Source organism: Planococcus sp. YIM B11945, assembly GCF_050864155.1.
In the GTDB taxonomy this organism is placed as follows: Bacteria; Bacillota; Bacilli; order Bacillales_A; family Planococcaceae; genus Planococcus.
In genome coordinates, this window is record NZ_JBOZWR010000005.1 from 1 (window position 1) to 18,706 (window position 18,706).

Annotated in this window: 21 protein-coding genes and 5 tRNA genes; 25 read left to right on the forward strand and 1 reads right to left on the reverse strand. The window is 47.2% G+C overall.

What is annotated here, in order from left to right; all coding sequences use genetic code 11:
* Positions 1–40: 40 nt before the first annotated feature.
* The 5 genes from ACRRQV_RS11210 (at position 41) to ACRRQV_RS11230 (ending at position 484) form a co-directional block, all read left to right on the forward strand.
* Positions 41–116 (forward strand) — tRNA-Val (locus tag ACRRQV_RS11210).
* Positions 117–125: 9 nt separating this feature from the next.
* Positions 126–209 (forward strand) — tRNA-Tyr (locus tag ACRRQV_RS11215).
* A 17-nt stretch (positions 210–226) separates the two neighbouring features.
* Positions 227–301: transfer RNA gene (locus tag ACRRQV_RS11220), tRNA-Gln, on the forward strand.
* A gap of 10 nt (positions 302–311) precedes the next feature.
* Positions 312–384 (forward strand) — tRNA-Lys (locus ACRRQV_RS11225).
* Positions 385–411: 27 nt separating this feature from the next.
* Positions 412–484: transfer RNA gene (locus ACRRQV_RS11230), tRNA-Ala, on the forward strand.
* A 70-nt stretch (positions 485–554) separates the two neighbouring features.
* On the opposite strand, the gene ACRRQV_RS11235 is transcribed toward ACRRQV_RS11230, so the two are convergent.
* Positions 555–1,634: a citrate synthase/methylcitrate synthase gene (locus tag ACRRQV_RS11235; protein WP_432530819.1), complete on the reverse strand. Its 1,080-nt coding sequence runs from the start codon at positions 1,632–1,634 to the stop codon at positions 555–557.
* A gap of 103 nt (positions 1,635–1,737) precedes the next feature.
* On the opposite strand from ACRRQV_RS11235, the gene ACRRQV_RS11240 reads away from it, so the two are divergent.
* From ACRRQV_RS11240 to ACRRQV_RS11335, 20 genes are all read left to right on the forward strand, one after another.
* Positions 1,738–2,619: a LysR family transcriptional regulator gene (locus tag ACRRQV_RS11240; RefSeq protein WP_432530821.1), complete on the forward strand. Its 882-nt coding sequence runs from the start codon at positions 1,738–1,740 to the stop codon at positions 2,617–2,619.
* Positions 2,620–2,634: 15 nt separating this feature from the next.
* The gene (locus ACRRQV_RS11245; protein WP_432530824.1) at positions 2,635–3,195 is read left to right on the forward strand and encodes a GNAT family N-acetyltransferase; all 561 of its coding nucleotides are present in this window, start codon (positions 2,635–2,637) and stop codon (positions 3,193–3,195) included.
* A gap of 69 nt (positions 3,196–3,264) precedes the next feature.
* The gene (rocF, locus tag ACRRQV_RS11250) at positions 3,265–4,173 is read left to right on the forward strand and encodes an arginase (RefSeq protein ID WP_432530826.1); all 909 of its coding nucleotides are present in this window, start codon (positions 3,265–3,267) and stop codon (positions 4,171–4,173) included.
* A 286-nt stretch (positions 4,174–4,459) separates the two neighbouring features.
* Positions 4,460–5,023: an RNA polymerase sigma factor SigW gene (sigW, locus tag ACRRQV_RS11255; RefSeq protein ID WP_432530828.1), complete on the forward strand. Its 564-nt coding sequence runs from the start codon at positions 4,460–4,462 to the stop codon at positions 5,021–5,023.
* Between the two features lie 12 nt (positions 5,024–5,035).
* Positions 5,036–5,668 (forward strand): zf-HC2 domain-containing protein, encoded by a 633-nt coding sequence (locus ACRRQV_RS11260; RefSeq protein WP_432530830.1) that lies wholly within the window; start codon positions 5,036–5,038, stop codon positions 5,666–5,668.
* 103 nt (positions 5,669–5,771) lie between these two features.
* A complete protein-coding gene (gene cdaA / locus ACRRQV_RS11265) occupies positions 5,772–6,611 on the forward strand; it encodes a diadenylate cyclase CdaA (RefSeq protein WP_432530832.1) in 840 nt (279 codons plus the stop codon).
* The gene (locus ACRRQV_RS11270) at positions 6,604–7,599 is read left to right on the forward strand and encodes a CdaR family protein (protein ID WP_432530834.1); all 996 of its coding nucleotides are present in this window, start codon (positions 6,604–6,606) and stop codon (positions 7,597–7,599) included. The genes cdaA and ACRRQV_RS11270 overlap by 8 nt, the downstream gene beginning before the upstream one ends.
* Before the next feature lie 47 nt (positions 7,600–7,646).
* Positions 7,647–8,996, forward strand: a complete 1,350-nt coding sequence (glmM, locus tag ACRRQV_RS11275; protein WP_432530836.1) for a phosphoglucosamine mutase — start codon at positions 7,647–7,649, stop codon at positions 8,994–8,996.
* Between the two features lie 1,073 nt (positions 8,997–10,069).
* Positions 10,070–11,872 (forward strand): glutamine--fructose-6-phosphate transaminase (isomerizing), encoded by a 1,803-nt coding sequence (gene glmS, locus ACRRQV_RS11280; RefSeq protein WP_432530838.1) that lies wholly within the window; start codon positions 10,070–10,072, stop codon positions 11,870–11,872.
* Between the two features lie 242 nt (positions 11,873–12,114).
* Positions 12,115–12,615 carry a site-2 protease family protein gene (locus ACRRQV_RS11285; RefSeq protein ID WP_432531308.1) on the forward strand — a complete coding sequence of 167 codons (501 nt, stop codon included), beginning with the start codon at positions 12,115–12,117 and terminating at the stop codon, positions 12,613–12,615.
* Between the two features lie 89 nt (positions 12,616–12,704).
* A complete protein-coding gene (locus ACRRQV_RS11290; protein WP_432531310.1) occupies positions 12,705–13,265 on the forward strand; it encodes a DUF4256 domain-containing protein in 561 nt (186 codons plus the stop codon).
* A 122-nt stretch (positions 13,266–13,387) separates the two neighbouring features.
* Positions 13,388–15,196, forward strand: a complete 1,809-nt coding sequence (locus tag ACRRQV_RS11295; protein WP_432530840.1) for a dihydroorotate dehydrogenase — start codon at positions 13,388–13,390, stop codon at positions 15,194–15,196.
* A 73-nt stretch (positions 15,197–15,269) separates the two neighbouring features.
* The gene (locus tag ACRRQV_RS11300; RefSeq protein ID WP_432530842.1) at positions 15,270–15,545 is read left to right on the forward strand and encodes a DNA-binding protein; all 276 of its coding nucleotides are present in this window, start codon (positions 15,270–15,272) and stop codon (positions 15,543–15,545) included.
* 121 nt (positions 15,546–15,666) lie between these two features.
* Positions 15,667–16,146, forward strand: a complete 480-nt coding sequence (locus ACRRQV_RS11305) for an SRPBCC family protein (protein ID WP_432530844.1) — start codon at positions 15,667–15,669, stop codon at positions 16,144–16,146.
* Between the two features lie 211 nt (positions 16,147–16,357).
* Positions 16,358–16,507: a hypothetical protein gene (locus tag ACRRQV_RS11310; protein WP_432530846.1), complete on the forward strand. Its 150-nt coding sequence runs from the start codon at positions 16,358–16,360 to the stop codon at positions 16,505–16,507.
* An 11-nt stretch (positions 16,508–16,518) separates the two neighbouring features.
* Positions 16,519–16,758 carry a hypothetical protein gene (locus ACRRQV_RS11315; RefSeq protein WP_432530848.1) on the forward strand — a complete coding sequence of 80 codons (240 nt, stop codon included), beginning with the start codon at positions 16,519–16,521 and terminating at the stop codon, positions 16,756–16,758.
* A gap of 17 nt (positions 16,759–16,775) precedes the next feature.
* Positions 16,776–17,537: a Nif3-like dinuclear metal center hexameric protein gene (locus tag ACRRQV_RS11320; protein WP_432530850.1), complete on the forward strand. Its 762-nt coding sequence runs from the start codon at positions 16,776–16,778 to the stop codon at positions 17,535–17,537.
* A gap of 38 nt (positions 17,538–17,575) precedes the next feature.
* Positions 17,576–17,845 (forward strand): hypothetical protein, encoded by a 270-nt coding sequence (locus ACRRQV_RS11325; RefSeq protein WP_432530852.1) that lies wholly within the window; start codon positions 17,576–17,578, stop codon positions 17,843–17,845.
* A 13-nt stretch (positions 17,846–17,858) separates the two neighbouring features.
* Positions 17,859–18,311 carry an NUDIX domain-containing protein gene (locus tag ACRRQV_RS11330; RefSeq protein WP_432530854.1) on the forward strand — a complete coding sequence of 151 codons (453 nt, stop codon included), beginning with the start codon at positions 17,859–17,861 and terminating at the stop codon, positions 18,309–18,311.
* Between the two features lie 23 nt (positions 18,312–18,334).
* Complete coding sequence (locus ACRRQV_RS11335; RefSeq protein ID WP_432530856.1) at positions 18,335–18,703, forward strand: GNAT family N-acetyltransferase; 369 nt, start codon at positions 18,335–18,337, stop codon at positions 18,701–18,703.
* Positions 18,704–18,706: the final 3 nt, after the last annotated feature.

Consider the following 18,706-nt stretch of genomic DNA (forward strand, 5'->3'; position numbering starts at 1 on the left):
CGGGTTCGAATCCCGTAGGGGTCACCATTTTCATATATGTGGAGGATTAGCTCAGCTGGGAGAGCATCTGCCTTACAAGCAGAGGGTCGGCGGTTCGATCCCGTCATCCTCCACCATTTTTTCTCGGTGGGGTAGCGAAGTGGCTAAACGCGGCGGACTGTAAATCCGCTCCTTCGGGTTCGGCAGTTCGAATCTGCCCCCCACCACCAGTATTTTTATATGGCATTGGGGTATAGCCAAGCGGTAAGGCAACGGGTTTTGATCCCGTCATGCCCTGGTTCGAATCCAGGTACCCCAGCCATTTTTATTGTGAGCCATTAGCTCAGTTGGTAGAGCATCTGACTTTTAATCAGAGGGTCGAAGGTTCGAATCCTTCATGGCTCATTTTATTTCCTTGCGCCAGTTCAGCGCGGGGCCTTAGCTCAGCTGGGAGAGCGCGACGCTGGCAGCGTCGAGGTCAGGGGTTCGAGCCCCCTAGGCTCCATTGTTCCATGTGTATTTGTACTATCCATGTGTAAAAAGCCCGTATCCATTCAATTGGATGCGGGCTTTTTTTAGTTTCCGATGTACTCCGACTGAGGGCGGAAGATGACGTTGTCTTGCTGTTGTTCAAGAGCATGTGCGGTCCATCCAACGATGCGGGCTACGCTGAATGTTGGTGTAAACAGTTCAGGCGGCATATTGATGGAGCGCATGATGGCAGCTGCATAAAATTCAACGTTTGTGTAAAGTGCGCGTCCGGGTTTATGGTTATTTAGCAAGTTCACAATTTTGCTTTCGGCCTCAACAGCCAGATCTAACCACGGGTCGGCGCCCTGCAAAGCCAAACATTTTTCACGCAATAAAATCGAGCGGGGATCTTCTGTCCGGTAGACTCGGTGGCCGAAGCCCATGATTTTTTCACCTTTCGCAAGTTTTTGGGAAATGACCGGATTAACGTTTTCAGCAGTGCCAATTTCATCCAGTAAGTCAATTACGCCGGACGGGGCTCCTCCGTGCAATGGGCCTTTCATGGTGCCGAGAGCAGAAGTGATGGCTGATGCCAAGTCAGATTCGGCGGAAATGGTGACACGCGCCGCAAACGTAGAAGCGTTCATGCCGTGTTCCATTGTTAACTTCAAATAAGTTTCCAACGCTTCCACTTGTGCAGGGGCTGGTTCAACTCCTTCCAGCATCCATAAATAATTAGCGGTGTGGCCCAAGCTGTTGCGCGGTCGGACGATGTCTTCACCTTTTTGCAGCCGGTAGAGCATAGCGGTTAAAACAGGCAAGGCTGCGGTAAATGCCACGGCTTGTTCGACGGTCGCCACTTTTGCAAACGCCTGATTCATGTATGCGGAAACCAATGTGCGCAAGCCGTCCATAATTGAAGTGGTTGGCGGCAAAAGTTTTGCGATTTCGATGACATGGGAAGGCAGAAGCCGGTAACGTATTAGCTGCTCATTTAATTCCTCCAATTCTTCGGGAGCAGGAAACCTTCCATGCCATAGAAAATAAGCTGTTTCTTCAAATGATTTTCTTTCAATCGCTTCACCAACCAGCTTTCCACGGTATCTGAGTTCTCCTTTGTCTCCATCTACTGAAGCAATGCCTGTTTGAACGGCAACGACTCCTTTTAATCCTTTTTGGAACATGGTGATTCCTCCTTTTCTTTTATCTTACTCGCTTTTATTGATAATAAAAATTAAAGATATATAATTAAAACAATTCAAATTATTAATTGAAATGAGGGAGAAAGTGGAGATTGCTTGGCTTAAAACGTTTGTCGATGCAGCGGGTACCTTGAATTTTCGAAAAACGTCGGAACGATTGTTGATGTCGCAGCCTACTGTTACGGTACATATACGCCTTCTGGAAGAAAGTTTAGGTGTTGCGTTATTCAAGCGTGATAAAAATCGTGTGACGTTGACGGAAGCGGGTAAGCATTTTAAAGGAGAAGCAGTAAAAGTACTGCTGCAATTGAATAGCAGCATTGAAGAACTTCAAGCTTTTGCGCAAGGTTATAGACAAAAATGGACACTTGCCATATCCCCATTGATGGCGGAGACCATTTTGCCGTATATCTTAAAGGCATTTACGCGGGACCATCCGGATGTGGAACTCGTGATCCGGGTCGAGGAGTCGGAACGGATAGAAGCGCTGGTGGAAGAAGAAGAAGTGTCAGCTGGCATTTCGGCTTTGCCGCCGGTACGCAGGAACATCCATCATGAAATCGTTTATGATGATCCGCTTGTATTTGTGGTCCCCCGGGATGCATACGATGATGAGGCGGGACCTGTTGTATCTCCAGAAGCGGTTCTTAGCTCTTCGTATTTGTTTACGCATCACCATCCTGGATTTTGGGAAGAATTGCTGGTGAAACTGAGAATTCGGGTTCCCGGCATTCGGACGATGAAAGTGACGCAGGCGCATATCGCGAAGCGCTTTATCCAAGAGGGGCTTGGGGTTTCGTTTTTGCCGAAATCAATGGTGCGCCGTGAATTGCTGGAAGGGCGATTGATGGACGCACATTTTGATTTGTTTCCTTTGCCTGTAACATCAACGTATTTGCTGGCAAAGGAGATGGGCGAGTTGGAAAAAGAGTTTTTAAAGCGGATTCAATCCGTTTATTTCAGCTGAAGGTGGGAATAATGAATGAGGCTAGAACAATCAGGCATTCGCTTGCGGTTAATGGAGAAAACGGATTTTCAGGCTTTATGGGCACTTTATACTCCCAATATATTTGAACACATGCTGACGAAAGTGGAAACGTTTGAAGAACTTTCCTTGTGGCTAGAAGCAGGTCTCGGCAAGCCGAATGTGCTGGCTTTTGTGGTGGAGGATTCCGAAGGCACAATCATCGGGACGACTCGCATTTATTCAATCGATGAGGCGAATAAAAGCTGTGAGATCGGCTCGACGTTTTACGCAGAAGCGGCGCAGCGGACGCACGTCAATACAGCGGTGAAACTGGCTTTATTGGCGTATTGCTTTGAGGAGCGGGGAATGATTCGTGTGCAGTTTAAGACGGATGCCCAAAATATTCGGTCGCAAAAAGCACTGGCCCGGATTGGCGCCATAAAAGAAGGAAAGCTTCGCAACGAACGAATCCGTTCAACGGGCAAACCGAGAGATGCGGTCGTGTTTTCCATTATTGACCTGGAGTGGCCAAAAGTAAAAGACGAGTTGCAAGCGAAATTGCATAAATATGCGTGATGGTATGGAGTTGAGCCAACAAGGAAAATGCAGGTACAATAAATGCATACTAAGTAGGGGGTCTATATAATGAATAAATTGAATATCTCAATTATTGGGGTTCCAATGGACCACGGACAAAACCGCCGGGGCGTTGATATGGGGCCAAGCGCAATCCGTTACGCGGGAGTTGTAGAGCGCATTGAAAGCCTTGGCCACACAGTAACAGATGAAGGCGATATCTCCATCGGGCCTGCTGACGGCGAAGTAGAAGCGGCTACAAACCTTCGCAATTTGACAGCAATTACCGATGCCAGCACCGCTCTTGGCGATAAAGTGTTTGAAGTGGCAGAAGCCGGAAACTTCCCGTTAGTTCTTGGAGGAGACCACAGCATCGCGATTGGAACGCTGTCAGGCATTTCGGAGCGCCATGAAAACTTGGGCGTCATTTGGTACGACGCACATGCGGACATGAACACGAGCGAAACATCGCCATCGGGCAATATCCATGGCATGCCGCTTGCTGCAAGCTTCGGCCTTGGCCATGAGCAATTGACGCATATCCGCGGCTATTCGCCAAAAGTGAAGCCGGAGAACATTGTCATCATCGGGGCGCGTTCGGTTGACCCAGGTGAGCGGCAGCTAATTAAAGAATTGGGCATCCGTGTCTACAGCATGCACGAAATCGATAAAATGGGCATGAGCGCCGTGATCGATGACACAATCCGTTATTTCCAAGAAGAGCGGAAAACCGATGCGGTTCACTTGTCGCTAGATCTTGATGGCATTGATCCAATTTACACACCAGGTGTCGGAACACCGGTTCCAGGCGGCATCAGCTACCGCGAAAGCCACTTGGCAATGGAAATGCTGCATGATTCAGGCATCATCACTTCAGCTGAATTTGTGGAAGTCAATCCAATTTTGGATGAAAAGAACCGGACGGCTGATGTAGCAGTTGCACTCATGGGTTCATTGTTCGGCGAAAAATTACTTTAAGACAGGCGAAAGCCTGTTTTTTTGTTGTTCAGACTCAAGAGCCTAGCCTCCGAAGTAGAAGTCTGCCCCGCTAGTAATGGAATCACCATTATGTTCACTCCCTCCAGCGCTTGTCAGGACTAACCGGACGCTTCGCTTTTCTTGTTGCCAAATTTTGTTATGGAAAATTTAGATAGATTTACTTGTCCGAAATTTGTTACGATAGAAGAAGAAAAAAATTATGAAACTTTTCATCAAGTAATCCGTATACTAAATGACAGCCGCATAGGCGGAGGGAAATGAAATCATGGATGCGTTAGTGAATAAGAGAATAGCAAAAGTAATGAAGGGCGATCAAAATGCATTCGCGGAAATTGTGGAGCTTTACCAGCACCAGCTGTATCAAATTTGCTACCGCATGCTTGGCAACAAGCACGAGGCGGAGGATATTGCGCAAGAAGCGTTTATGCGGGCCTATGTAAATATCCATACATTCGATCAAAAGCGTAAGTTTTCAACGTGGCTTTACCGCATTGCCACGAATCTGTGCATCGATCGGATCCGGAAGAAAAAGCCGGATTATCATCTGGACGCGGAAGTTCGCGGAGCGGAAGGATTGGATATGTACTCGAAGATCGCCAACGACGATCAGCTTCCTGAAGAAGAGCTGGTGCGGATGGAAGTGCAGGAACGAGTGCAATACGAGATAAGTCGCTTGCCAGATAAGTATCGTGCCGCTATTGTATTAAAGTATATTGAGGAGTTGCCGCTTTCGGAAATCAGCGAAATTTTGGATTTGCCGCTGGGTACCGTAAAGACGCGTATACACCGAGGCCGCGAAGCGCTTCGGAAGCAATTGAGCAATTTGTAGGAGGCGAGCACGATGAATACGTGTCCGGAAAACATCGTTCATGCAATGAACGATTATTTAGATGGCGATATTAATTCAACTGATGAAGCAACGCTGAAAGCCCATTTGGAAAACTGCAGCGATTGCCGAAAGCTTTACCATGAACTAAGCAAAACGATTGCATTTGTCCAAAGTGCATCTCACATACAGGCACCGGCCAATTTTGTCGCGCAGACGATGGCGCGGCTGCCGAAAGAGAAAAAACAAGCCAATTTCCAGCGCTGGTTCCGGCGTCACCCGATGCTGACCGCGGCGGCCCTTTTCTGCATCTTGATGAGCGGCATGCTGTTTTCGAATTTCAACAACGACCAACAGTTTGCTTTTACGAAGCAGCCAAACCTCGTCGTTGAAGGGGAAACCGTAGTAGTGCCGGCAGGAGAAACGGTGACCGGCGACATCACCGTCCGCAACGGAGACTTGCGGGTAGAAGGTGAACTGGACGGAGACGTCACAATCGTCAACGGGCAATACATGGCATCAAGCGGTGTCATCACCGGAGAAATTGAAGAGATCGATAAAGCGTTCGAATGGCTTTGGTTTACGATCAAAAACGGCGTAAAAGACGCAGCTTCAATTTTTAGTGCGAACGAACCAGAAACAGAATAAACGACCCGCCTTTCTCTAAAGGCGGGTTTTTTCAATGAAGGCAAGCTGATTTTACTTATGCTATACTATTTTATATGCAGATGTAGAAAAGCGAGGGTTGCAGATGTCGTTTCTGGAAGTTTTATCAGATCAAACACCACTCGAACTGCTAGGGAATATTATTGATATTTTATTAGTATGGTTCGTTATTTATAAATTGATCACGGTCATTAAAGGCACAAAAGCCGTTCAATTGTTAAAAGGAATCTTTGTGATCGTCATTGCTCGCCTTGTGACAGTTGCCCTCAATTTGGAGACGCTTGGCTGGATTATGCAGCAAGTGCTCGAATGGGGTTTTCTTGCCATCATTATCATCTTCCAGCCGGAGCTTCGGCGTGCGCTGGAGCAGCTGGGGCGCGGAAAGCTGTTTTCAAGCAGCACGTTGAACGAGGAATCGGAGCGCAACCGCTTGATCGAGGCGATGTCGAAATCGGTCAGCTATATGGCAAAACGGCGCATCGGTGCACTGGTTTCCATTGAACGCGAAACGGGATTGAGCGAATACATCGAGACGGGAATTCCGATGAACTCGGACATAACGTCAGAGTTGATGATCAATTTGTTCATCCCGAATACGCCGCTTCATGACGGGGCAGTCATTGTCCAAAAAAACCGGATTGCCGCTGCTGCTTGTTATTTGCCGCTGTCGGAAAGCCCGTTCATTTCGAAGGAATTGGGAACGCGCCACCGGGCAGCACTCGGCATCAGTGAAGTGACCGATGCCATCACGATTGTCGTCTCGGAAGAAACGGGTGCGATCAGCTTGACGGCAAATGGAGACTTGCACCGCAATTTATCGCTTGAGGATTTTGAAGTGAAATTGCGGAGAATTTGGTTCGGAAGCGATGAGCAACAACCGGCTGCTTCTTCCTTGTGGAAATGGAGGGGGAAAAAGAATGGATAAGATGATGGATAACCCGTGGTTTTTGCGGATTACCGCACTTTTGCTTGCTTTTCTTTTGTTTTTTTCCGTGAAAGCGGACAGCAACAATACCGCCAATACAACCGATACGGCAACGATGACGGAAGTGATCGAAGATGTGCCGATTGAAACGTATTACGATAACACGAGCTTAATCGTCAGCGGCGTGCCGGAAACTGCTGATGTCACCATTATCGGCCCGGCGAGTGCCGTGCAAACGGCCCGCCAAATAAAAGACTTTACCATCTTTGTGGATTTGCGTGATTTGCCGGTAGGCCAACACCAAGTTCCGGTCCAAACGGAAAACCTTTCCGAACAGCTTCGGGTAAGAATTGATCCGGCGGTTGTGGACGTGAGCATCGAAGAGCGGGTCACGGAAGAATTCCGGATCGATCCCGAAATAAACGAACGGCTGCTGCGCGATGGCTTTGTTTTAGAAAGCTTAACTGCTGAGCCAAATACCGTCGCTGTCACAGGGCCGAAAAGCGTCATTGACGCCATCAGTTTTGTGAAAGCGACAGTTACGGGCGAAGAAGATCTTCACGAGCCGTTTACGGCAGAAGCCGGTGTTCGAATACTCGCAAATGATTTGACAAAATTGGAAAATGTTACAATTGAGCCGGAAACGGTTAAAATGGAAGTAGCCATTGCTGAGTACAGCAAAGAAGTACCGGTGACGGTCAGGCGCACAGGCGAAGCAAACAACGGCATCACCATTAACTCGTTAAAGAGTTCAAACGAAACAGTCCGCATTTTTGGTCCAAAAACGGCTGTGGATCCGATTGACGAGTATTTGGTAGAAGTGGATATCGGCGCCATTACAGCAGAAGACACGACAGTGGAAAGCGAACTGAAAGCGCCGGCTGGAGCGACGAAAGTGACTCCCGGCAAGCTGAATGTGGAAGCAAACATCACAGTTGATGAATCAGTTAGAGTGCCTAATGACGCATTGAGTCCGAATACACCATAACGCGAGGAAAATAGAAAACTGGTTACTGAACTAAAGGAGAGAATAGAATGGGAAAATATTTTGGAACTGACGGGGTACGAGGCGTTGCGAACAGTGAATTGACACCGGAACTGGCATTTAGGCTGGGGCGCATTGGCGGTTACATATTAACAAAGCATTCAAAAGATAAACCGAAAGTATTGATTGGACGCGACACGCGCATTTCCGGTGAAATGCTGGAAGGCGCCCTTGCGGCAGGCTTATTGAGTGTTGGGGCTGAAGTAATGCGCCTCGGCGTCATCAGCACTCCGGGCGTTGCCTATTTAACACGTGTGATGAGCGCGGAAGCAGGCGTAATGATCTCGGCTTCCCATAACCCGGTTGAAGACAACGGCATCAAATTTTTCGGTTCAGACGGCTTTAAATTGTCAGATGACCAAGAAGCAGAGATCGAAGAATTATTGGACAGCGCAGAAGATCTGCTTCCGCGTCCAACTGGCGGCGACCTTGGCAGCGTAACGGATTATTTCGAAGGCGGCCAAAAATACATCCAGTATTTGAAACAAACCGTAGACGAAGAGTTCACAGGCGTCCATGTTGCGCTTGACTGCGCACACGGTGCGACTTCATCGCTTGCGACGCACGTTTTTGCTGACCTTGATGCGGATATTTCTTCTATGGGCGCTTCGCCGAACGGCTTGAACATCAACGACAAAGTCGGTTCAACGCATCCGGAGAAATTGGCAGAGCTTGTAGTGGCTAAAAACGCGGATGTCGGTTTGGCATTCGACGGCGATGGCGACCGCTTGATTGCTGTGGATGAAAAAGGGCAAATCGTGGACGGCGACCAGATCATGTACATCATCGCCAAGCATTTGCACGGCGAAGGCCGCCTGCAAAAAAACACAGTGGTATCGACGGTCATGAGCAATATGGGCTTCTACAAAGCACTAGAAGCTCATGGCATGTTGAGCAAACAAACCGCTGTCGGCGACCGCTACGTGGTGGAAGAAATGAAGAAAAACGAATTTAATTTGGGCGGCGAGCAGTCGGGCCACATTATTTTCTTGGATTACAACACAACGGGCGATGGGCTGTTGACGGGACTTCAGCTCGTGAATATCATGAAAGCCACAGGCAAAAAAATGTCCGAACTGGCTTCTGAAATGACGATTTTCCCGCAAAAACTGGTGAACATCCGCGTAACAGACAAACACGCTGTGACGGATAACAACAAAGTGGCAGCGGCGATTTCGGAAGTGGAGCGCGAAATGAACGGCAACGGCCGTGTGCTTGTGCGCCCTTCTGGAACAGAGCCGCTTGTCCGCGTAATGGTGGAAGCAGCTTCAGCGGAAGACTGCGAAAACTACGTAGAGCAGATTGCAAAAGTGGTTCGAGCGGAAATGGGAATGAATTAAAACAAAATGCAGGAGAGCCAGGAGCGGTTTCGCTTCTGGCTCTTTTTTTGTTTTGTGAAATTATAAGGGTGTTAGTGCAGGCGTTCCACAAAGCAGTTTTGCTTCATACTTTAAATAAATAGTATTAATAATAATAGTACTGAGTTTGTAGATAATAGAATTTTTAGCGAGGTGGCTACTAGTTAGAAATAGCTAGAATGAAATCTTGGATCCTGCGCTTCAACCGGACGCTTGCCGCGGGCTCGCGCCGAACTAACTCGGACGGATGCCCGAGTGGATTTCGGCACTTCGCTGTCCCGCAGGCAAGTATCGACCGAACAGCATTCGGTCGATACTTTGCGACGAAGCGCAGAGCGCTGCAGGAGCAGGAGGGTTTTCGCCGGCTTACGCTCCGGATCCTCAGTGTAGAAGCGATAAGAAGCGATAATCTTCTCCTGTTTGGTTGTGTAAGATGCTTTTATTAAATGTATAGTCTTGAATTGAAAGCGACACTCCAACCGGTCCGGCCACGGAGACTCCTGTGGGGCCAGCACGAGCCGCAGACCCTGGAGCGAGCAGCGCGAGTGAAGCGGCTAAGGCCGTGCCCACGGAAAGCGGAGTGGCCGGCCCGGTTGGGTTTATTCGTTACTACCCATTTTATTGAACTTTATCTACAGGTTGGACCAAACTAATTAAATATTTTGAAAGGTCATATGAACTATCATTGCCTTTCGAATTGATATTAACTACCTAAATAATTTTATGATATCGTTGACGTAATTGTATTAAAAAGGTATGATGGCAGTACCTGATGAAGGTCGCGGAAAAGGGGGATCGATGACGCGTAGAAGGAAACTAGTTGAAGCGCCTGTACTGGGGAAATCGGATGGACAAATCAGTTCCCAGTAGACGAGGAGGAGGAGTATCGAGATTTCGGCGGATACCTCCCGGCCGTGAAGCCCGGTCGTTATATTCATCTTTAAAGCAGTTGAGCGATCAGCTGTACAAACGGATGGATGGGCTCGATGAGAAGCGTTTGCGCATCTTTGCAAACGCTCATTTGATTTGATACAGGAAAACGGAGGAATTTAACTATGTGTGGAATTGTCGGGTATATCGGAGAAAATGATTCAAAAGAAATTTTATTAAAAGGTTTAGAAAAACTGGAATACCGTGGATACGATTCAGCTGGTATTGCAGTTCGCAACGGAAACGGCATTACCGTTTTTAAAGAAAAAGGGCGTATTGCAGATTTGCGTGGAATCGTTGAAGACGATGTCATGGGCAATACAGGGATCGGCCATACGCGCTGGGCAACTCACGGGAAACCAAACCGCGTAAATGCGCACCCGCACCAAAACAAAAACGAACGTTTTACATTGGTTCACAACGGCGTTATTGAAAACTATCACCACATCCAACGCGATTATTTGGCTGATGTGCAAATGGAGTCTGATACAGACACAGAAATCATTGTGCAATTGATCGGCAAATTCGTTGAAGAAGGCATGACAACAGAAGAGGCATTCAGCAAAACTCTTGGCTTGTTGAAAGGTTCTTATGCCATTGCCCTTTTGGATGCGGAAGAAGAAGAAACGATTTTTGTTGCGAAAAACAAAAGTCCATTGCTAGTAGGCCTTGGCGACGGCTTTAACGTAGTTGCATCCGATGCGATGGCAATGCTTCAAGTAACGGATAAGTTCCTTGAATTGATGGACAAAGAAATCGTAATCGTCCGCAAAGATGGCGTTGAAATTTTGACATTGGACGGCGAATCAATCAGCCGCTTGCCCTTCACTGCTGAAATCGACATGAGCGATATCGAAAAAGGCACATACCCGCATTACATGCTGAAAGAAATCGACGAGCAGCCAGCGGTTATGCGCAAAATCATCCAAGCTTACCAAGATGAAAACGACAAATTGTTCATCCAGCCGGAAATTTTGAATGCCTTGCAAGAAGCAGACCGCATTCACATCATCGCTGCAGGTACAAGCTATCACGCAGGGTTGATCGGCAAAGAATACTTGGAAAAAATGGCAGGCATCCCAGTAGAAGTGCACGTATCAAGTGAATTCGGCTACAACATGCCGCTTCTTTCTGAAAAACCGTTGTTCATCTTCATTTCGCAGTCAGGCGAAACAGCGGACAGCCGCCAAGTATTGGTGAAAATCAAAGAACTAGGCCACACGTCTCTAACGATTACAAACGTTGCAGGATCTACGCTTTCTCGTGAAGCAGACCACACGTTGCTTCTTTATGCAGGACCTGAAATCGCAGTAGCTTCTACAAAAGCCTACACTGCACAACTTGCAGTATTGTCGATTTTGGCTGCTGTAACAGCTAAAGCACGCGGCATCGAACTTGGTTTTGACCTGGTCCAAGAACTTGGAATCGTGGCAAACGCCATCCAAGCGCAAATCGATGCAAAAGAAGAAATGGAACAAATCGCAAGCGAATTTCTTTCAACAACGCGCAACTGCTTCTTTATCGGCCGCGTAATGGATTACTTTGTTGGCCTAGAAGGCGCATTGAAATTGAAAGAGATCTCGTATATCCAAGCGGAAGGCTTTGCCGGCGGCGAGCTGAAGCACGGAACGATTGCGTTGATCGAAGAAGGCACACCGGTTATCGCACTTGCAACTCAAGAAGCGGTGAACTTGAACATCCGCGGAAACGTCAAAGAAGTGGCAGCGCGCGGCGCAAACCCATGCATTATTTCCATGGAAGGCTTGCAAGAAGCTGGTGACAGCTTAGTGCTTCCAAAAGTCCATGAATTGCTGTCTCCACTTGTAGCGGTTATTCCGTTGCAATTGATCAGCTATTTCGCAGCACTTCACCGCGATTGTGACGTCGACAAGCCACGCAACTTGGCAAAATCGGTGACGGTTGAGTAATTTTAATAATTAAATCAGTGAAATTTTGAGCTTTGTAAAAAAGCTTATTCAAAATCATCTATCCTCTCCAGATTTCAGAGAGGGTAGGTGATTTTTTTATTGGATACTTTTGTTGATTTAACTATACATATGGAAAATTTTATCCAGATTGAATCTTTTCTTTTTTTCTAACGTAATAAAGAAAGGGAAATGTTGTTTCCCTCATCATTTTACTCATAGGGAACGGGGGTTGTTTTTTGTCGATGTTAGTTGAAGTGATTCTAGTTCTACTTATTATTACAACGGCGCTTTTTATACATGAAATGGGCCATGGAGTTGCAACGATTTCGAGTAATAAGAAAGCAAAGGCAGAAATTTATTTTGGCTCATCAAGCCGAGGGAAAAAACTGAAGCTGCGTCTTGGGAGAATTACTTGTTACTTAACCATTGCTCTTTCAGCGTTCTGTCGTCCTTCAAATCCAGAGAAATTGCCGCCACCTACATATAAACAAAGACTTATTTTCCTTATAGGCGGACCGATCGCTTCGCTGCTTGGGTTTGTAGCACTTTATTTTATTTCCTATCTAATTCCTGGCGTGGTGGGCATTATCATCAATAGAGTGGCAGTCATTAGTTTGCTTATATTCGCAACATCGTTAATTCCCTTTACCTATCCTTCATTTTTAGGCGGTGGTCCAACTGATGGGCTGCAGATGTTAAACTTAATAAAAGAAAATAGAAAACCTGGTAAAGCAGTTTCATAAAAAATCTCTTGTTGTACAGAGAAGGGTTTTCAATTCTTATAAAGAAGTAGTGAAGAAATGCAATAAAGGAGGAAACAGATGTGACGAAGATGGATAACAAGGAACTGACGCAAGAGCAGCGAGCAGAATTGCTGGGCACGCTAAAAGCCCGTTTTGAAAACAATATCCACCGCCATGAGAAGGTTGTTTGGGACAAGGTACAAGCAAAGCTGGAAGTGAATGCTGACAAGCTATGGTCGCTCCAAGAGATGGAGCGGACCGGCGGCGAGCCGGATGTGGTGGGCTTTGATGAGGCGACCGGCGAGTTTCTTTTCTTCGATTGTTCAAAGGAAAGCCCTGCAGGCCGCAGAAGTTTGTGTTTTGACCAGGAAGCACTGGATTCCCGGAAGAAAAACAAGCCGGAAGACAGCGCGGTCAACTTGGCGGCGGCCATGGGCATCGAGCTGCTGACGGAAGACGAGTACCGGGCGCTGCAAGAACTTGAACATTTTGATTTGAAAACGTCGAGCTGGGTGCAGACGCCGCCGGACATTCGCGAAAGGAGCGGCGCGATTTTTTGCGATTGCCGCTACGGCCGTGTATTCATGTACCATAATGGAGCGGACTCTTATTATGCTGCGAGAGGTTTCCGTGGGGTTCTTAAGATTTAACATTCTCTCTGTGAAAGCTGGATTCCATTGGATCCAGCTTTTTTCTTGGAAAAAAACGGCTATTCACGCCGAATGCTTATGTGTAAGATGAAAGCATAAAGAAATTTCAGGATGTGAATCGTGTGCCGGATTGGTCGTATCATACCGTATTTAAACCCGCGCTGCAGCAAGTGGAGGAACCGAAGGGAAGGGAATTCATCCACAGGGGGATGGCTGCTGTTTCTAAAATTCCAGGCGGCAGCAAGTTCATCGAAACGCTCGGACATACCACGCCTTCTTCCAAATTGAGAAAGGAATTTTTAGGATTAACCGTTTCAAACCCGATCGGCTTGAGCGGGAAAATCGATCCTTTTTTGTCCGGAACAAAGGCATTCAGCAATTTGGGCTTTGGGTTTATTGAAATCGGGCCGGTAACAGCTGATGTACAGACCGCTGAATCGCCGCAGTACACGGAAGCGAAAGATAATTTGGTGTATCCGTACGTTCCCGAGTCCCTGGGCGTCGAGGAAACCATCAAGCAGCTCGAACGGCTGAAGCCACTCCAAAAGCCGCTTTTCATTCGCATAGGTGCAACGGGTTCGTACGATGAAACGTTGACGTTGGCAGAGGCTTTAGCCTGTTATGGAGACGCCATCGTTTTGGAGGACCATTATAGCGAGCCCGAACTTGAAAAGCTGAAAGCCGTCTTAAACGGTAAATCGGTATTGTATGCGGATTCCGGAGAAAACATGAACATTGCTCCAGGCTTTGATGGCGTCATAATCGATGAACAAGCCGTCGATACAAGGGCGGGACGGCTGTTCCCGTTCAATCAAACAAACGAGTTGGCGGAGAAAGTCCGGAAAGTGAAAACAAGCGGCATCCCAGTGATTGTTTCCGGCGGCATCAAGGAACCGAAAGATGCGCTGCTGTTATTTGAAGCAGGAGCAGATCTCGTCATGCTGTCGAGCGGCTATGTGGTGACGGGTCCAGGGCTGCCAAAACGAATCAACGAAGCATTGCTGGATGTGGGCATGCAAGAGCAAGCCGATTCCAGCGGCTGGATTTGGCATTGGCTATTTGGCTTGCTGATGGTGATAGGAGGAGTGCTTGCGGCGCTCGTCAGCATGACGCTCGTCGTCTTGCCGTACGATGAAGCTTTCTTGGGATTAACCCGGGAGGAATTGATGGCGATCAATCCGAACATTTACCGGTTCATGCAGCACGACCGAATGACCGTCGCGGGAACGATGATTTCGGGCGGTTTGATTTTTATGCAATTGGCGCGCTTCGGTGTCAGAAAAGGCAAGCAATGGGCGGTAACTGCCGTTCATACGGCTGGCATCATTGGGTTTTTGGGGATTCTCCTGTTTATCGGGTTCGGCTATTTTGATTGGCTGCACGGCTTGCTGTGGCTTGTGTTGATTCCTTTTTTCTGGAAAGGCTACCAAGCAACCAAACAGTTTAACGGACATGCAAGTTCGAGCAACCGGACCAACCATCCGGCTTGGAAAAAGAGCTTATGGGGACAGCTGTCTTTTGTAGTGCTCGGTTTTGGGCTGATTCTCGGCGGCTTGGTGATTTCAGTTATTGGCGTGACCGGTGTCTTTGTCCAGACCGATCTTGCGTTTATTTGCATGACGCCCGAACAGATGACGGCGATAAACGACCGGCTGATCCCGGTGATCGCCCATGACCGGGCAGGGCTCGGAAGCGCATTGATCAGCGTCGGGCTGTTAGTTTCGATGCTTGCGCTGTGGGCGTTCCAGGAAGGGCAGAAATGGGTATGGTATACATTTTTGCTCGGCGGCATGCCGGCGTTTGGTGCAGCGATACTCATTCATTACGTCATCGGCTATACGACGTTTATCCACGTATTTCCGGCGTATATTGCGCTGCTGTTGTATGCGTTCGGGCTGATTTTTTCTCGGGATTTCTTTTTTAGAAGATGAAGTGAATTAGGGGAACCATCTCGGTTATGAATCGTATATAAATGAACGTTAATTTCAGAGAGGGTGGGCCGCGATGATTTGGATCGGTTTGGGTATTGCGCTGGCAGGCTATTTTATCGGCGAGGGCTTGAAGAATTTTAAAAATCCGGATGAAGTGGGTTTTTTTGATGAGGATGATGAACAAGAACTCATCAAAGAAAGTGAAGTCCACTATTTTATGGGAATCTCGAAAGAAGATGCTAAATCGCTGGTGAAAGAACGGAATGATATTCCGCACATTTGGATAAATGGCAAAGTGTACTACCCAAAGGCAAAATTACGCAGCTGGCTGTTGAAGTTGGGCGAATAAACATTTGAACAACGAAAGGCTTGGCCGAATCGGCTGGGCTTTTTCTATACCTTCGGTTCGATCCTGAGTATAATGTGAGAAACGAACGATTCTCTATCATCATTTTAAAGGGGTGGGGCAATTGGCGATTATTTCGACGGTGACAATTTCAATGGCGCGGCGTTTTGATGCAAGTGCGAAGCAGGTGTTTGCGGCATGGACACGGCCGGAATTGATGAAGAAATGGCTGTTTACGTCAGAAGAGACGAATAAAGCCATGAACATCGATTTTCGCGTCGGCGGCAAGTGGGAAATCATCGATCACCGGAACGGGACGGATTACCGGGCAATAGGCGAGTATTTGAAAGTGGTCGAACCGAATAAAATTGTCTTCACATTTAAAATGCCACAATTCAACGATGGCGAAGACACCATACGAGTCACCATTTCACCGGTGCTAGATGATTGCGAAATGCTGTTTACCCAAGAAATCGCGGTTCCTCACGAAGAAGAATGGACGCCGGAAGAAGTGGAAGGGACGATTGCAGAACACCGCAACGAAACGGAAAAAGGCTGGAGTGCAATGTTTGAAGGGCTGAAGCAAGTTGTGGAAAATAAATAAGAAGAAAGAATGAGGCTGGCTCTTATAAAGAGCTGGCTTTTTAATTTGTCTGTAAAAATAATTGAAATATTCATTTTAATTTCTGATAAAATGAAAGTAAAGATTTGGAATCTTTTCCAAAAGAGGAAATTAGATCTGTTTTTTAAGCAGTGATTTTTTATTCAGCAGCTAAAGCCTTTAATTACCCGGGAAATAAAAAGGAGGAATTTGGATGTTGAGGTTGATAGACGATTTGGCCGGAGCGATCCATGATCTGTTTCGAATGCCGAGCTATTTACTGGCAGGAATGCTACTTGTCGGAGTACCGCTATACGCAATTGCATGGATTTTAAAGTTTATCAGTGAGCAGTTTTTCCAATAGGAGGAAGCCTAATGAACGTTCAGCGTTTGATGCCTGCAATTTTGTCTTTTGCCGCAACAACTGGCGGTCTTTACATGGCGGGGCATGTTTGGACCGTTCCTTTGTTAATGTTTCATTACGAATATCAAGACAAGGCAAATGGATTTTCTATTGCCTGTGGATCTTTCCTTCCGGTATTAATCGGATTGGCTGCTGCTGCTTTAGCGGAAAAGTACGTTGGTACGAACAAGAAAAAGATTGAGCATACGTAAAAAGGGAGTTGCACGAAATGGATTTATCCCAATTTGAACGGACAATTAAGGCTTTATTCAATAAAGACTTGCTGGAAGAATTCGATGATGATTTCGGATTTACCTATAAAGCGGATAAAACCATTTCTAAAGTAGGCTATTCGACGAATCTTTCATTAGAAGTGATCGAACAAGCGGCAAGCCAGGGCGTGGATTTGCTGATCACCCATCACGATGCGTGGGACTTTATTTACGGATTGCGGGAAGCATGTGTCGACAAGTTGCAACAATACGAGATAAGCCATTTTTGGATCCATGGGCCACTTGATTTTGTGGAGTTCGGCACGTGCACGTCGCTTATGAAGGTGATGGGGATTGACAAGATTCTTCAGCATTCGTATTACAAGGACGGGGAATTTCCAGGTGTCGGCGAGTTTGAAACCCCAATTGATTTCGGCTTGTTGACCGGGCGGATGAGAACCGAGCTGAACGAACCGGTAAGGGCTTGGCGAAACAATGAAAAACCAGTGAAGCGAGTAGGCGTCTTGACGGGGGCCGGAAATTCGTCGGCAATGGTCAAGCTGGCCGTGGATGCGGACTGCGACACTTACATAACGGGAGAAGCGAATCTTTATACCGTTCAATATGCCCAGTTTGCGGGCATCAATCTGCTCGTCGGCAGCCATACGTTCACGGAAATTTACGGCGTCCAAAGTTTGGCGGAGAAAGTGAAAGAATTGAACGCGGACCTTGAAATCATCCAAATTGAAGAAGCGCATTTTGAATTAAACCACCGGTAAAAAAGGAGGTTAAAGGCAATGGGGTAGCGATCGCAGTTTTGGTATTAGGAATAGCTGCAGCTTTCGGCTTGAGCCAACGCAAGACGTGGAAGCAAAAGAACGTCATTTGGGGAATTACCTTGATGTTTGCCATTGCTCCATTCTTCTCTTGGATTGTTGGGATTTTGTATGGCATTGGAGTAGGCGACGGGTTTTCTGGCGGCGGCCTTATGGTCGTGCTGTTTGCCGTTCTTTTTTTCAGCGGGCTTGTAATGTTGCTGGTCGGGATTTTCGGCAACGAAGAAAAACACCATGCGAAATTCAAGTGAAGGGAGATGCTGAATGAACCAGACGAAAAACAACGGCTTTGAGTTTCTGGAATTTATTCGCGTTAAAGAAGAAGCGCTTGATGGCTATGAGCCGCTTGCGGGTTCTTTTGCGGTGGTGGCGTGCGAGGGGAAATACGTGGTGTGCTTTAACAAATGGCGCAGCCAGTGGGAGCTGCCGGCTGGCAAAAGAGAAGGAACGGAGACGCCGAAAGAATGCGCCATCCGGGAACTGTATGAAGAAACGGGCCAGGTTCTCGCGGATATGGCGTTTGAAGGTTTGCTGGAAGTGAGAAATCAGGAGACGGGCCAGCCCAAATTCAATCCGGTGTATTCGGCAGTGATTGAAAAGCTGCAGCCGTTCAAAGAAAACGACGAGACGACTGAAATCAAGTTATGGGATTTGCAGGAAGACATCGGTTATTTTGATGAAGTGGATTTGAACGTTTTTAAATATGTGTTTAATTAAGATTCTACATAGAGGTGATGGCTATGAATCAAGTGCCCCCGATGAAAGGGAAGAATGTGCTGCTGCGCCAGCCGATTGAAAAAGATGTGATGGATTATTTCAATGTGGAAGTAAATTTGGAACTTGTCCGGATGTATGGCGGCGATACGCAAAAGTTAAACGTGAAGACGATGGAGTCGGCGACGAAGTTTGTTGAGTCGATCAAAGCCAACCCTTACGAATGGTGTGTGGAGTTTGAAGGGCGGCTGGTCGGGCAGGCAAGACTGACCGTTGATGGATTCGACAACCGGGCGCGCTATGCGGTCGGCTTGTTTGATCCGACAGTTTGGGGCCATGGGCTTGGCACAGAAATCACCCAACTGGTCCTGCATTTTGCATTTGAAGAGCTGTAGCTG

What these genes read in the sequence shown, in the direction of transcription:
- ACRRQV_RS11235 (WP_432530819.1), bottom strand. Translation starts at nt 1,634, where the DNA reads ATGTTCCAAAAAGGATTAAAAGGAGTCGTTGCCGTTCAAACAGGCATT.
- ACRRQV_RS11245 (WP_432530824.1), top strand. Translation starts at nt 2,635, where the DNA reads ATGAGGCTAGAACAATCAGGCATTCGCTTGCGGTTAATGGAGAAAACG.
- rocF (WP_432530826.1), top strand. Translation starts at nt 3,265, where the DNA reads ATGAATAAATTGAATATCTCAATTATTGGGGTTCCAATGGACCACGGA.
- sigW (WP_432530828.1), top strand. Translation starts at nt 4,460, where the DNA reads ATGGATGCGTTAGTGAATAAGAGAATAGCAAAAGTAATGAAGGGCGAT.
- ACRRQV_RS11260 (WP_432530830.1), top strand. Translation starts at nt 5,036, where the DNA reads ATGAATACGTGTCCGGAAAACATCGTTCATGCAATGAACGATTATTTA.
- cdaA (WP_432530832.1), top strand. Translation starts at nt 5,772, where the DNA reads ATGTCGTTTCTGGAAGTTTTATCAGATCAAACACCACTCGAACTGCTA.
- ACRRQV_RS11270 (WP_432530834.1), top strand. Translation starts at nt 6,604, where the DNA reads ATGGATAAGATGATGGATAACCCGTGGTTTTTGCGGATTACCGCACTT.
- glmM (WP_432530836.1), top strand. Translation starts at nt 7,647, where the DNA reads ATGGGAAAATATTTTGGAACTGACGGGGTACGAGGCGTTGCGAACAGT.
- glmS (WP_432530838.1), top strand. Translation starts at nt 10,070, where the DNA reads ATGTGTGGAATTGTCGGGTATATCGGAGAAAATGATTCAAAAGAAATT.
- ACRRQV_RS11285 (WP_432531308.1), top strand. Translation starts at nt 12,115, where the DNA reads ATGTTAGTTGAAGTGATTCTAGTTCTACTTATTATTACAACGGCGCTT.
- ACRRQV_RS11290 (WP_432531310.1), top strand. Translation starts at nt 12,705, where the DNA reads ATGGATAACAAGGAACTGACGCAAGAGCAGCGAGCAGAATTGCTGGGC.
- ACRRQV_RS11300 (WP_432530842.1), top strand. Translation starts at nt 15,270, where the DNA reads ATGATTTGGATCGGTTTGGGTATTGCGCTGGCAGGCTATTTTATCGGC.
- ACRRQV_RS11310 (WP_432530846.1), top strand. Translation starts at nt 16,358, where the DNA reads ATGTTGAGGTTGATAGACGATTTGGCCGGAGCGATCCATGATCTGTTT.
- ACRRQV_RS11315 (WP_432530848.1), top strand. Translation starts at nt 16,519, where the DNA reads ATGAACGTTCAGCGTTTGATGCCTGCAATTTTGTCTTTTGCCGCAACA.
- ACRRQV_RS11320 (WP_432530850.1), top strand. Translation starts at nt 16,776, where the DNA reads ATGGATTTATCCCAATTTGAACGGACAATTAAGGCTTTATTCAATAAA.
- ACRRQV_RS11330 (WP_432530854.1), top strand. Translation starts at nt 17,859, where the DNA reads ATGAACCAGACGAAAAACAACGGCTTTGAGTTTCTGGAATTTATTCGC.
- ACRRQV_RS11335 (WP_432530856.1), top strand. Translation starts at nt 18,335, where the DNA reads ATGAATCAAGTGCCCCCGATGAAAGGGAAGAATGTGCTGCTGCGCCAG.